This is a genomic window from Brevundimonas sp. UYEF29, assembly GCF_040546195.1.
Lineage (GTDB): Bacteria > Pseudomonadota > Alphaproteobacteria > Caulobacterales > Caulobacteraceae > Brevundimonas > Brevundimonas huaxiensis.
This window is the reverse complement of sequence record NZ_JBEPNH010000002.1, coordinates 533,937-546,430: the sequence shown is the minus strand read 5'-3', so window position 1 is coordinate 546,430 and position 12,494 is coordinate 533,937. Positions and strand designations below refer to the sequence as shown.

The window sequence follows — 12,494 nt, the reverse complement described above, 5'->3', positions numbered from 1 at the left end:
TTGAGTTGACTTCTGACCTAAGCATCGGACCGACCGAAGTCGTCCTTGGCATTAGTTCTACGTATTTTATTGACGAGTTCCCACGTCATCGATCCAAAGACCGACGCATGGTATCTTTTCAAAAAGACCGCAGATAGTCAGTGTCGTATGATAGCCTCTGAGGACTATCGCAAGAACACCGCCGCCTGCGTTTCTCTTTCCAAATCAACAATGTCAAAGACCCTGGAACCTCCGGAGAGGCCCGACCGTTTAACGCCGTGTCGTCGGCGGAGGCGGCGATTTAGAGAACCGCAAACCCCGTGTCAACCGCTCTTTTCAGAGATCTTTCGGAGAGAAGAGCGAACCCTTCAGACCGCAAGAAACCACCGGAGGAAAGCGAGGCTTACCTCTGAAAACCCGTCGGCGATTCGATTGGAGCGCGGAACTTAGTGAAACCAACCGATGAAAGCAAGAAGTTTTTCGCTTCTTTCTTCCGTGGGACCTCGGAGACCTTCACCCCCCCGCGGCCCCGCCGGCCAGCCCGTTTCCGAGCGAGGCGGCTCTATACGGAGAGGCTGATTTGTCAGCAAGCGGATTCTGACACGAAAGGAAAGTTTCTCGCAAAACCGGAATCGGCCAACGGCGCACGCGCCTCTCAGCCTGCAATATAGGTCCGCAAGCTCTCGGCCTCATGGGCGTGTTCGGCGATCTGGCATTTCACCACGTCGCCGATGGAAATGACGCCGACCAGACGATCCGCCTGCATGACCGGCAGATGCCGGATGCGCCGATCGGTCATGCGGGTCATCAAGGCCGACATCTCCTCGGCCGGTTCGGCATAGATCACCTTGGCCGTCATGTAGTCGGCGATCGGACGGTCCAGCGCATCGGCGCCATCGGCCGCCAGCGCCTTGACCACATCGCGTTCGGAGAACACGCCGACCACCCGGTCGCCGTCACAGACGACCAACGCTCCGACCCGCTTCTGCTCCAGTTCTTCGCACGCCCGCGTCACAGTCAGATCCGGCGCGATGGAGAAGACGGCGTTTCCCTTTGTCTTGAGGATTTCGGCGACGAACATCGCGGTCCCTTCTCTCTATAAGAGACGACCGCTGGGCCGGAATGGCGACAGGGCCGCTCAGGCAGCGATGATCGCTCAGCCCCCGTCCGGAATCAACGCGCCTCAGCGATCAGGCGCGGCCCCCGCCCCGAACATCCGCCCCAAGGGACCGATGGCCAGAAAGCCGACGAAGAACCCGACCGCGTGAGCCTCCCAGGCGATCCTGGCGCCCTCGGCGCCGGGCAGTCCGCTGATCATTCCGGTCACCGCGTTGACCGCCATCCAGGTGATGGCCGCGCCGACCACGCGGCGATCCCCCATCGGCAGCACCCTGCCCTGTCCGCCCAGCAGCCGTGTCGCGGCGCCGATCAGGCCGAAGACGGCGCCGGACGCGCCGACCATCGGCTCGCTGGATCCCCAATGGATCAGCCCATAGCCCAGCGACGCCAAGACGCCGCACGCCAGATAGAAGAGCAGAAAGACCGTCGGACCGATCCTAGTCCCGAACAGCCGCGCCACCGGCGTCCCGAACGCCAGCGCCGCCACCGCATTCATGATGGCGTGGGTCCAGCCGCCGTGCAGCAGCATGGCCGTCAGTAGCCCGCCCCACCGTCCCTGCTCCAGATCAATGGGCGCGAACGCCATGCTCATGCCCATGTCGGGCAGGTCGCGCTGGAAGAAGAAGAGCGTCGGCATCGACGCCGCGATCAGCAGCACGACCAGCGGCACGTTGAACATCGGCTCTCGCGCCGGGCGGCTGTTCGGCGGATCGAATCGACCGGATGCGTCTGACATGACGCCACAAATGCTCAGTGACCTGCGTCACATCAAGCGCTTCTTAATAACCTTAATGCAGGTTGGGGTGCGGATCACGCTCGTGGTCCGGCGTCCGTTTGTGCGCGAGGAACCCCGGAATGCCCGCCAAGAGGCTGTTTCTATCCACCGCCGTCATGGCCTTCGCCGCCGCTGCAAGCGTGCCGGCGATCGCGCAGTCGACGGGTTCGGGCGGCGCTGCGCGCTTCCAGCAGGGCTATGGCGGCGCGCGAACGGCCGCCAATACGGCCGCGACCGGCTATACGCGTGACGCCAACGGCAATCGGCTGATCGTCAACGGCATCATCCAGTCCGGCGCCTCGTCCTATTCCAGCCAGTCCGGCGGCGCGGCCTCGGCCTATGCCGGCGCAGGCGCGTCCAGCAACGGCGGCACGACCATCGGCGGCTCCACCGCCATCGGCAATCAGCTGAACGTGGTGGTCCAGGGCAGCCGCAACACCGTCATCGTCAACTCGACCCAGACCAACACCGGCGCCATCAACGCCGGTACGGCCCTGAACGGGAACATCAACCTGCCATGAGCCGCCGTCATCTCATCAAGGGGTCCGCCGCCGTCTCGGCCGTCGCCCTTCTGCTCGCCGGCTGCGTCAGCCCGGTCGCGGGTCCGTCGGGACAATATGCGACGCCGATCGGCAATGCGCCGGTGACCGCAAACCCCACGCCCTATTCCGCCGCGCTGTATTGCCTGGCCGACTACGCGCGTCGCTACAACCTGCCCTCGCCGCGCATGGCGGTGGGCCGGATCAGCGACTACACCGGCACGGTGTCGTCCGACGGCGGCCGCCAGATCACCGGCGGCGCCTCCCTGATGGCCAACTCGGCGCTGGCCAAGGCCGGCGCTCGCATCGTCGAACGCTACGACACCTCGGTGTCCGAGCTTGAGCTGCGCTACGCCAACAACAAGCTGATCGGCGACCAGGCTCCCGACGCCAAGGGGCCGGAGGACACCCAGTACCGCCGCATCCTGGCGGGTCAGGTTCCGGGTTCCGACTTCTATGTCGTCGGCGGCATCACCGAGGTGAACTACAACATCCGCTCCGGCGGCTTCGACATCGCCGGGGGCGAGGTCGACAGCAACCGCCCCGGCTCGGGCATCGTCAATCACCGCGTCTATGTGATGAACATCGCCATGGACCTGCGCCTGGTCCAGACGACCACGCTCGAGGTCGTCGATGTCGTCTCCTATCAGAAGCAGATCATCGGCCGCGAAATCTCGGCCGGCGTGTTCGACTTCCTGAACGGCAACGTCTTCGACATCTCGGCCGGCACGGGCGGGATGGAGCCGACGCAACTGGCCGTCCGCGCCCTGGTCGAACGGGCCACGGTCGAGTTCATGGCCAACCTCTATGGCGCGCCCGGCCCCGAAATCTGCCTGAACCCCGCCAACGACCCGCTCGGCGATTCCACGGTCGGCCCGACCGGCGGCTATTATCCGGCCTATCCCACTCAGGACACCAACAATGGCCAGACTCGCGCCGATCCGTCTCGTTGGCATGATGGCCGCGACGGCGACGTTCGCCGCACTCGCCACTGACGCGAGCGCCCAGCAGACGCCGGCCTGCGATCCGCAAGCCGGCGAAACCTGCTCCAGCACCCAGATCCAGACCGGCGACGTCACCGGCCTGGTGGACATCGACCTGTCCGTCGATCAGGTGACCGTCAGCAACAGCGCCCAAGGCAATGCGCTCGCGGGCGGGGTCACGGCCGCCTCCGCCGGCTTGGTCTCGCGCCAGTCGATGACCGGCGCCACGCTGGCCCGCAGCAATGTGGTCGCGAGCGGCGAGGCCGACGGCCAGCTCAGCGTCGATACGACCGCGCGCGGCAACTACCTGGGCGTCACCACCGATCGCGCGACCTTTGCCGTGGACTCCAGCGAGTCCGCGACCGGCGACCGGGTCGAGGCCGGAACCTATGTCCAGGCGCCGAATGGCCGCATACTGCAAGGCGGTTTCGCGACCAGCACCGCCGTCGCCAACACCGTCGCCCTGGGCGGCCCCTCGTCGTCCCTGACCGGCGTCATCGACCAGCGGGCCCAGACCACCGTCTTCGCCGAGACCGTCGCCGACATTCAGTACATTCCGGCGCCCGCGACCTTCTCGTCCCAGGCCGTCGCCAATGCGGTCCAGACCAATACGACCGGCGCCTCGCACCAGGATCTGACCATTCGCCAATCGAACGCCGCCTCGACCACCGAGGCGCGCACCGACGTCTATGTGGACAACGGCTGGGACCTGACGGTCGGCGCCAACGCCGGGGCCAACCAGGCGATCACCGCCAACGCCGGCGGCTCCATGCTGATCCAGACGGACCAGGCCAACGCAGGCCGCGTCCGCGCCGACGCCCGCGTCCAGACCAATCTCCAGGGCCAGACGGTTCTGGCGGCCCGCAGCGTCGCCAACGAGACCGTCGCCGGCAATAACGACATCTATCTGAAGCTGGACAACACCCAGCTGAACACCGGCGGGGTCGAGGCCAACGCGACCTATGTCGGCGTCAACGGCTATGACGCCTATGTCGGCTCCGACGCGGTCGGCAATACGGTGACGGGCTATGCCTGTTCCCAGTGCGGCGGCGACGTCAACGTCAACAACACCCAGACCAACAGCGGCAATGTCACCGCGACCACCAACGCCACGGTTTCGTCCGGACGCACCGCCGTGGTCGGCGCCAACGCCGTCGGCAACAGCGCCAGCTTCTACATCAGCCGCCCCGGCGGCTGATCTGAACATGACAAGTCGGTAAGGTTCGCCAGCCCCGCTTGTGGCGAAGGCAAGCACACTTTACACATCCGGCATCGCGCCATCGGGGGTTGCGGTTTCGGAGTGATATCATGCGTTCTGCGCGTCATCTGCTGCTTGTCGCCGTCTCGGGACTGGCCCTGACCACCGGGGCTTTCGCCGCCCCTGCTCTCGCCCAGACCGCGCCGCCCGCTGCGGCCGCCGCCGGTCAGGTCGCGCCGTCAGCCCCCTGGGCTCAGGCCGCCAGCGACATCCCCGCCGATCCGGCCGTCCGTTACGGCCTGCTGCCCAACGGCATGCGCTACGCCCTGCTGCACAATGCGACGCCTCCGGGCCAGGCCTCCTTCCGTCTGCGCATCGACGCCGGCTCGCTGATGGAGCGCGACGACCAGAAGGGTCTGGCTCACTTCATGGAGCACATGGCCTTCAACGGCACCAAGGACGTGCCGGAAAATGAGATGCTGCGCATCCTCGAACGCCTGGGCCTAGCCTTCGGCGCCGACACCAACGCCTTCACCAGCTTCGACCAGACCGCCTACATGCTGGAGCTGCCCAACACCAAGGATGAGACGGTCGATCCCAGCCTTCACATCCTGCGCGAGATGATGTCGGCGGCCCTGATGGCGCCGGACGCCATCGATTCCGAGCGCGGCGTCATTGTCGGCGAGGAACGCACCCGCGACACCCCGCAACTGCGCGTGCTGAAGACCCAGCTCGGCCTTCTGGCCCCCGGTCAGCGTCTGTCGGAACGTCTGCCGATCGGCGACCTCGACATCATCCGCACCGCGCCGCGCCAGCGCTTCGTCGACTTCTACGACGCCTACTATCGCCCCTCGCGCGCCACCTTTATCGCCGTTGGCGACTTCGACGTGGATGCGATGGAGGCCAAGGTCCGCGCGGCCTTCGGCGACTGGAAGCCGACCGCCGCCGATGGTCCCGAGCCCGACCTGGGAACCGTCGCCCCGCGTCAACCGCAGACCAGCATCCTGGTCGAGCCGGGCATCCAGTCCTCCATCCAGATCAACTGGATCAAGGCCCCTGACCTCAGCCCCGACACGGCCGCCGAACGCGCCGCCGACGTCCGTCGCGGCCTGGGTCTGGCTGTGCTGAACCGTCGCCTGGGCGAGATCGCCCGCGCCGACAACCCGCCCTTCATCGGCGCCGGCGCCGGCTATCAGTCGCTGTTCGACAGTCTGGACGCCGGCACCCTGTCGGTCGCCTTCAATCCGGGCGGCTGGCAGCGCGCGCTGGAAAGCGTCGAGCAGGAAAGCCGTCGTCTGGCCGAATACGGCGTCAGCGACGCCGAGCTTCAACGCGAGATCGTCAACACCCGCACCGCGCTTCAGAACGCCGTCGCCTCGGCCGCGACCCGTTCGACCCCGGCGCTGGCGACCGGCCTCCTGGGCGCCGTCAACGACGACCAGGTCTTCAGCTCGCCCCAGACCAACCTCGATCTGTTCAACAAGGCCGTCGAAGGCCTGACCGTCGACCAGGTCAATCAGGCCACCAAGGCGGTGTTCGAGGGCCAGGGCCCGCTGCTTCTGTTCAGCTCGCCCGTGCCGGTCGAGGGTGGCGAGGCCGCCGTCACCGCTGCGCTGGAGGCCTCGCGCAACACCCCGGTGCAAGCCCGCGCCGCCGAGGCCGAACTGAAATGGCCCTACGACAACTTCGGCGCCCCGGCGGTCCCCGCCGCCCGTTCCGAAGTCGCAGACCTGGGTGCGACCCTGGTTCGCTTCCCGAACGGCACGCTGCTGAACATCAAGAAGACCGACTTCCGCGCCGATCAGATTCTGGTCAGCGCCCGCACCGGTCTTGGCGAACTGGGCCTGCCTGCCGACACCCTGTCGCCCCTGTCGATGGCCAGCACCGTCCTGGCGCCCGGCGGTCTGGGCAAGCTCAGCCTGGACGAGATGAACCGCGTCCTCAGCGGCCGCACCTACAGCGCCGCCGTCAATCAGGCCGGCGACGCCTATATCTTCGCCGGCGCCACCAAGCCCGCCGATCTCCAGCTGGAGCTTCAGGTCCTGGCCGCCTACCTGACTGATCCCGGTCTGCGCGGCGCCTCGTTCGAGCAGACCAAGGCCATGTTCCCGCAAATCCTGGCTCAGCTGGGCGCCACGCCGCGCGGCGTCTTCCAACGCGATGCTTCGGGCCTGCTGGCCAGCGGCGACGCGCGTGAGACGACCCCGACCGCCGAGCAGATCGCCGCGATCCAGATCGACGACATCCGCTCGGGCGTTCGCTCGGCCTTGGCGCAGGGTCCGGTCGAGATCACCGTCGTCGGCGACGTCGACGTCGACGCGGTCATCGCCGCCGTCGGCTCGACCTTCGGCGCCCTGCCCTCGCGCGGTCAGGCGCCCACGCCGCCCGCTGGCTCGACGGTGCGCAAGTTCCCGGCTCCGACCGCCACGCCGGTTCAGCTGTATCACACCGGACCCGCCGAACAGGCGCTGGGCTTCGTTGCCTGGCCGACCACCGACCAGGTCGAAGATCGCAAGACCGCGCGTCAGCTGTCGATCCTGTCGGACGTGCTGCAACTGCGCCTGAACGACGAGATCCGCGAGAAACAGGGCCTGGCCTATTCGCCCAGCGCCGGCTCGACCGCCTCGGACACCTATCCGGGCTACGGCTTCATCTCGGTGACCGCGGAAACCCCGCCGGCCGCCCTGCCCAAGCTGTTCGAGACGGTGGACGCCATCGCCGCCGACCTGCGTGACAATCCAATCAGCGAGGACGAACTGAACCGCGCCCGTCGTCCTGCGGTCGAGCGCATCCGTCGCAGCATGGCCGACAACGGCTATTGGCTGACCCAGCTGTCGCAGGCCCAGAGCGACCCGGCGACGCTGGACCAGACCCGCAACCAGATCGCCACCCTGGAAGCCGTCACCGCCGCCGACATTCAGGCCCTGGCTCGCCAGTATCTGAAGTCCGACAGCGCCTGGCGCGCCACCGTCACCGCTCAATCAGCGGCTCAGTAAGGCTTACGAAAAAGGCCCCGGTTCTCGCGAACCGGGGCCAGTCGTCAGGATCGTCGACGGAGAGCCGACGGTCGCCTTATCTCACGTCCCGCCTGATCGGCGGCTGAACGGGCGTGTTCAGGTCCGGTTCAGAAGACCCGGCCGCCGACGCCGCCGTCCAGGGTGATCACCCCGGTCAGCACGGTCGCGCTCTCGACCTGTTCTTCGCGGTATTCGGTATATTCCTCTTCGCGGTACATCGTCAGGATCTTGATCCCGGCGCCGTAGCGACGCAGCAGCGAACGCTCGTTGCAATCCCGCTCGGGCTTCTCGGGCCGGCATTCCAGCTTGCCGCCCGTCCCGTACCACAGCGCCTCATGCTTGCGGCAGGTCAGGGTCGTGCCGTGATCGAAGCTGATGTCGCCGTTATAGTCGGCGATGGTGGCCTGCAGCCAGGTGCCCGACAGGCAGCGATACAGCTCGCCCTCGAACCCTTCGGCGATCTCGCGATCCGGCCGCACCTGCGAGGCGGGGTGCGGCACCTGGCGGTCGTCGATGCAGACGGCCTGGATGACGACCCGCTTCATCATGCTGCGGAAGGCGCTGTAGGGAGTGCGCACGGTCTGGGCGATCACGCCCTCGACGGCCAGGCCCTGGATGGTGGTCGGATAGGGCTGATCGACGCTGACATAGGCCGCGCCGCCGCCTCCCCCGAAGCTGCCCGAGAACCCGCCGGCGCGCGCATTGACGTAGGACCGTGCGCCGGAGTTGGCGTTGGCCCCGGCGCCCGCGTTCGCACTGGCGCTCGCGCCAAGGTTCACGTTCACATTGACGTTGGTGTTAATGTTGCCGTTCCAGTTTCCACCGCCGCCAGGGCCGCAGTTTCCGCCGCCGTTGCAGGGCGGCGGCTCAGGCGGAGGGGGCGGCTCGCACGAGGTGCAGGGCGGCGGCTGACAGCCGGACGTGCATTGCGCCAGCGCGGCTCCGGCGCCCGCCGAGACGACGAGACCGGCCGCCAGGCCCAGCATCCATTTCGTGATCCGCAGCCGCATCGGCGGGAACTCCCAAGCGAATATCGTGTCGGCCGAACAAGATTCCGGCCGATCCTCCCGTCACAAAACCGCAAAAGCCTTTCGTTTCCGTTGATACGGCGCGCGCTTCGGGATGGCGCAATGCCGCATCCGTCTGCTAGACCGCCCGCACAATGACCGTCCGCGTCTCCATTCGCCTGATTTCGATTAGCCGCCCGGCGTAGCGCTCCTGGGCCTCATGGCCCCGTGCACGCCGGGATCGAAAGCCCTCAGGCAGCGCGAAGCGCGATAGGGCGAAGAGAACAGCGACCTAATTTCAAGACGCCGAGACGACCAATGGCCGACGCCCCCGAACACACCACCGACACCCCCTCCGGTCGCGACTATCGCGACACCGTCTTCCTGCCCGAGACGCCCTTCCCCATGCGCGGCGGCCTGCCCCAGAAGGAGCCGGTCATCCTGGAACAGTGGGGCGACCTCTACGGGACCCTGCGCGCCGAGCGGCAGAAGCAGAATGCCCCCCTTTACGTTCTTCACGACGGCCCGCCCTACGCCAATGGCGACATCCACATCGGCCACGCCCTGAACAAGACGCTGAAGGACTTTGTGGTCCGTAGCCGGTTCCTCCTGGGTTACGACGTCGACTACGTCCCCGGGTGGGACTGCCACGGCCTGCCGATCGAGTGGAAGATCGAGGAACAGTTCCGCGCCAAGGGCCGCCGCAAGGACGAGGTGTCCAAGGACGAGTTCCGCCGCGCCTGTCGCGAATACGCCGGCAAATACATCGACCTGCAAAAGAATCAGTTCCACCGGCTGGGCATCGTCGGCGACTTCGCCAATCGCTACGCCACAATGGACTTTACGTCCGAAGCGGCCATCGTCGCCGAGTTCCACAAGTTCAAGAACTCGGGCCAGCTCTATCGCGGTTCCAAGCCAGTCATGTGGTCGCCGGTCGAGCGCACCGCCCTGGCCGACGCCGAGATCGAGTATCACGACCACGTCTCGCCCACGATCTGGGTGAAGTTCCCGGTCATCGCGGCATCGGACGACCATCCCGATGACCTGCTGGCCTTCCGCTCCAGCACCCCGTCCATCGTCATCTGGACGACCACGCCCTGGACCATCCCGGCCAACCGCGCCATCTCCTACGGCCCCGAGATCGCCTATGGCCTGTATGAGGTCACGGCCATGGAGGAGGGCCTGGAGTTCGCGCCCTGGGCCAAGCCCGGCGATCGCCTGATCCTGGCCGACAAGCTGGCCGAGGAGGTGTTCAAGGCCGCCAAGATCGCCGCCTGGACCCGCGTCTACGACATCAATCCGTCGGGCCTTGAGACCGCCCACCCGCTGGCCGCGCTCGACAGCGGCTACGGCTTCTCCGTGCCCCTGCTGGCCGGCGACCACGTCACCGACGACGCCGGCACCGGCTTCGTCCACACCGCGCCCGGCCACGGCGCTGACGACTTCGAGGTCTGGAAGGCCCACGGTCATCACGAGGTGCCCGACACCGTCGACCCAGATGGCGCCTACTATCCCGGCGTCCCCCTGTTCGCGGGCCTGAAGGTGCTGGAGACCGAAGGCAAGAAGACCGGCAAGTTCGGTCCCGCCAACGGCGCGGTGATGGAAAAGCTGATCGAGGCCGGCAATCTGCTGGCGCGCGGGCGGCTGGAGCATTCCTATCCGCACAGCTGGCGCTCGAAGGCCCCGATCATCTTCCGCAACACCCCTCAGTGGTTCATCCGCATGGATCAGCCCCTGAAGAGCGGCGACACCCTTCGTGAGACGGCGCTGAACGCCATCGACGCCACCGCCTTCCATCCGGTCGCCGGCAAGAACCGCATCCGCTCGATGGTCGAGGGCCGTCCCGACTGGCTGGTCAGCCGCCAGCGCGCCTGGGGCACGCCTCTGGCCATGTTCATCGACAAACAGACCGGCCAGCCCCTGCATGACCCCGAGGTCGACGCTCGCATCGTCGCGGCCGTCGCCGAACACGGAGCCGACATCTGGTTCACCGCGCCCGACAGCGACTTCCTGGGCGCCCACGACCCGGCCCGCTACGAAAAGGTCGAGGACATTCTGGACGTCTGGTTCGACTCCGGTTCGACCCACGCCTTCACGCTCGACCCACGCCTGCCGGAAAACGGCTATACCGGCGACCGTCCCGCCCACTGGCCCGCCGACCTTTACCTGGAAGGCTCCGACCAGCACCGCGGCTGGTTCCAGTCGTCTCTGCTGGAAGGCTGCGGCACGCGCGGCCGCGCCCCGTTCAAGGCGGTCCTGACCCACGGCTTCACCCTCGATGAGAAGGGGGAGAAGATGTCCAAGTCCAAGGGCAACACCACCGACCCCCTGACCATCATCAAGGAATCGGGCGCCGACATCCTGCGTCTGTGGGTGGCCCTGGTCGATTATTCGGACGACCAGCGGATCGGCAAACAGATCCTTCAAACCACGGTCGACGCCTATCGCAAGCTCAGGAACACCGTCCGCTACCTGCTGGGCGCCCTGGCCGATTTCGACGAGGCCGAACGCCTGCCGCTGGACCAGATGCCGCCGCTGGAGCGGTTCGTCCTGCACCGCCTGCACGAGCTCGACGCCCAGGTCCGCGCCGCCTACGCCGAATACCGCTTCCAGGACGTCGTCCGTCCGGTGCTGGAGTTCTGCGCCGGCGATCTGTCGGCCCTTTATTTCGATATCCGCAAGGACGCCCTCTATTGCGACCGCCCCGACAGCCAGCGTCGCCGCGCCGCCCGCACGGTGATGGACGAAGTCTTCATGCGCCTCACCGCCTGGCTGGCCCCGCTGACGCCCTTCACCATGGAAGAGGCCTGGACCACGCGCTTCCCCGACGTCGGCTCCAACTGCGCGCGGGTGATCCCCGACACCCCGGCGGAATGGAGCAACCCGGCCGAAGCCGAGCGTTGGGCGGCGATCAATACAGTCCTCGAAGTGGTCAATGAATCGCTTGAAGCCGCCCGCCGCGAAAAGCTGATCGGCGGCGCCCTGGACGCGTGGCCGACCGTCACCGCCCCGGCCTCAGCCTTCGCCCCCTTCGAAGGCCTCGACGCGGCCGAAATCTTCCGCACATCGGGTGCAGATCTTGTCGAAGGCGAGACCATCTCGGTCACGGTTGCTGTCGCCGACCACCCCAAATGCGCCCGCTCCTGGCGCCGCGTCCCCGACGTCGGCTCCGACCCCGCCTACCCCGACCTCTCGGCCCGCGACGCCGATGCGGTTCGGTATTGGGACCAGACGCACGCCTGATCGCACCAAAGTCTCCTCCCCACGCGTGGGGAGGGGGACCGCGAAGCCGTGGAGGGGCTCTTAAGTCCCACTGGCATCGGTGATGCGGTGAAGAGCCCCTCCGTCTCTCCGCTGCGCTTCGAGCCACCTCCCCATGAAATGGGGAGGAGACTTCGCTAAGCCAGCGCAATGCCGCTGGTCCATCCGCAGCGATTTCAACCGCTTGCCGATTTATGTCCCCCGTCTCCCATCCACGGGGTCAAACGGCCCCATAATAGCCCTGTCTCGTCGCACCGGAGGGCTCGTAAGGCCTGCGACCTTGCGGCGGCGGGAGCGGATGGAACGGGGGCGATGGTGAAATCCCATCGCGGCGCCGGGGCTGATCGGCCGGGGAATCGCCCCGGCGTCCGCAGTCGCGTCGCAGGGTCGAGGGGGATACTCGGCCGAACCGGGGATCGGGGATCGCTGCTCCGACCCGCCCGTCGCAGGCTTATGGGGTTAGGCGATAAGACCGCCACCGCTCGGCGCCCCGAGCTTGCAGGCCAACCATCCGCGCGGAGCGTCACACCCTTCGTCGAAACGGTAACAACACAACAGAACTCCGGGCGAAGGCCCGGCGCTCCGCCCAGCCCTCCAGACTTCGCAGGCCGAACGC

At 66.9% G+C, this 12,494-nt stretch carries 8 protein-coding genes; 5 read left to right on the top strand and 3 right to left on the bottom strand.

Going from position 1 to position 12,494, the window contains the following annotated elements:
• Positions 1–634: 634 nt before the first annotated feature.
• Positions 635–1,060 (bottom strand): CBS domain-containing protein, encoded by a 426-nt coding sequence (locus tag ABIB58_RS05625; RefSeq protein ID WP_354039544.1) that lies wholly within the window; start codon positions 1,058–1,060, stop codon positions 635–637.
• Positions 1,061–1,162: 102 nt separating this feature from the next.
• Positions 1,163–1,834, bottom strand: coding sequence for a rhomboid family intramembrane serine protease (locus ABIB58_RS05620; RefSeq protein WP_205196322.1), 672 nt, complete (start codon positions 1,832–1,834; stop codon positions 1,163–1,165).
• Between the two features lie 119 nt (positions 1,835–1,953).
• Between ABIB58_RS05620 and hfaA the strand changes: the two genes are divergently transcribed.
• The 4 genes from hfaA to ABIB58_RS05600 all read left to right on the top strand — a co-directional run bounded on the left by hfaA (position 1,954) and on the right by ABIB58_RS05600 (position 7,589).
• Positions 1,954–2,394, top strand: a complete 441-nt coding sequence (gene hfaA, locus ABIB58_RS05615; protein WP_045811132.1) for a holdfast anchoring protein HfaA — start codon at positions 1,954–1,956, stop codon at positions 2,392–2,394.
• Positions 2,391–3,407, top strand: coding sequence for a holdfast anchoring protein HfaB (gene hfaB, locus ABIB58_RS05610; protein WP_039247049.1), 1,017 nt, complete (start codon positions 2,391–2,393; stop codon positions 3,405–3,407). The genes hfaA and hfaB overlap by 4 nt, the downstream gene beginning before the upstream one ends.
• A complete protein-coding gene (gene hfaD / locus ABIB58_RS05605) occupies positions 3,334–4,593 on the top strand; it encodes a holdfast anchor protein HfaD (protein WP_354039541.1) in 1,260 nt (419 codons plus the stop codon). The genes hfaB and hfaD overlap by 74 nt, the downstream gene beginning before the upstream one ends.
• 110 nt (positions 4,594–4,703) lie before the next feature.
• Positions 4,704–7,589 (top strand): M16 family metallopeptidase, encoded by a 2,886-nt coding sequence (locus ABIB58_RS05600; protein ID WP_354039539.1) that lies wholly within the window; start codon positions 4,704–4,706, stop codon positions 7,587–7,589.
• A 128-nt stretch (positions 7,590–7,717) separates the two neighbouring features.
• Here ABIB58_RS05600 and ABIB58_RS05595 read toward each other — a convergent pair whose 3' ends face one another.
• Complete coding sequence (locus ABIB58_RS05595) at positions 7,718–8,620, bottom strand: hypothetical protein (protein ID WP_354039537.1); 903 nt, start codon at positions 8,618–8,620, stop codon at positions 7,718–7,720.
• 315 nt (positions 8,621–8,935) lie between these two features.
• On the opposite strand from ABIB58_RS05595, the gene ileS reads away from it, so the two are divergent.
• The gene (ileS, locus tag ABIB58_RS05590; protein ID WP_354039535.1) at positions 8,936–11,860 is read left to right on the top strand and encodes an isoleucine--tRNA ligase; all 2,925 of its coding nucleotides are present in this window, start codon (positions 8,936–8,938) and stop codon (positions 11,858–11,860) included.
• The last annotated feature ends 634 nt before the right edge of the window (positions 11,861–12,494 follow it).

Coding starts and splice junctions, on each gene's coding strand:
- hfaD (WP_354039541.1), top strand. CDS start 3,334: ATGGCCAGACTCGCGCCGATCCGTCTCGTTGGCATGATGGCCGCGACG.
- ileS (WP_354039535.1), top strand. CDS start 8,936: ATGGCCGACGCCCCCGAACACACCACCGACACCCCCTCCGGTCGCGAC.
- ABIB58_RS05600 (WP_354039539.1), top strand. CDS start 4,704: ATGCGTTCTGCGCGTCATCTGCTGCTTGTCGCCGTCTCGGGACTGGCC.
- hfaA (WP_045811132.1), top strand. CDS start 1,954: ATGCCCGCCAAGAGGCTGTTTCTATCCACCGCCGTCATGGCCTTCGCC.
- ABIB58_RS05595 (WP_354039537.1), bottom strand. CDS start 8,620: ATGCGGCTGCGGATCACGAAATGGATGCTGGGCCTGGCGGCCGGTCTC.
- hfaB (WP_039247049.1), top strand. CDS start 2,391: ATGAGCCGCCGTCATCTCATCAAGGGGTCCGCCGCCGTCTCGGCCGTC.
- ABIB58_RS05625 (WP_354039544.1), bottom strand. CDS start 1,060: ATGTTCGTCGCCGAAATCCTCAAGACAAAGGGAAACGCCGTCTTCTCC.
- ABIB58_RS05620 (WP_205196322.1), bottom strand. CDS start 1,834: ATGTCAGACGCATCCGGTCGATTCGATCCGCCGAACAGCCGCCCGGCG.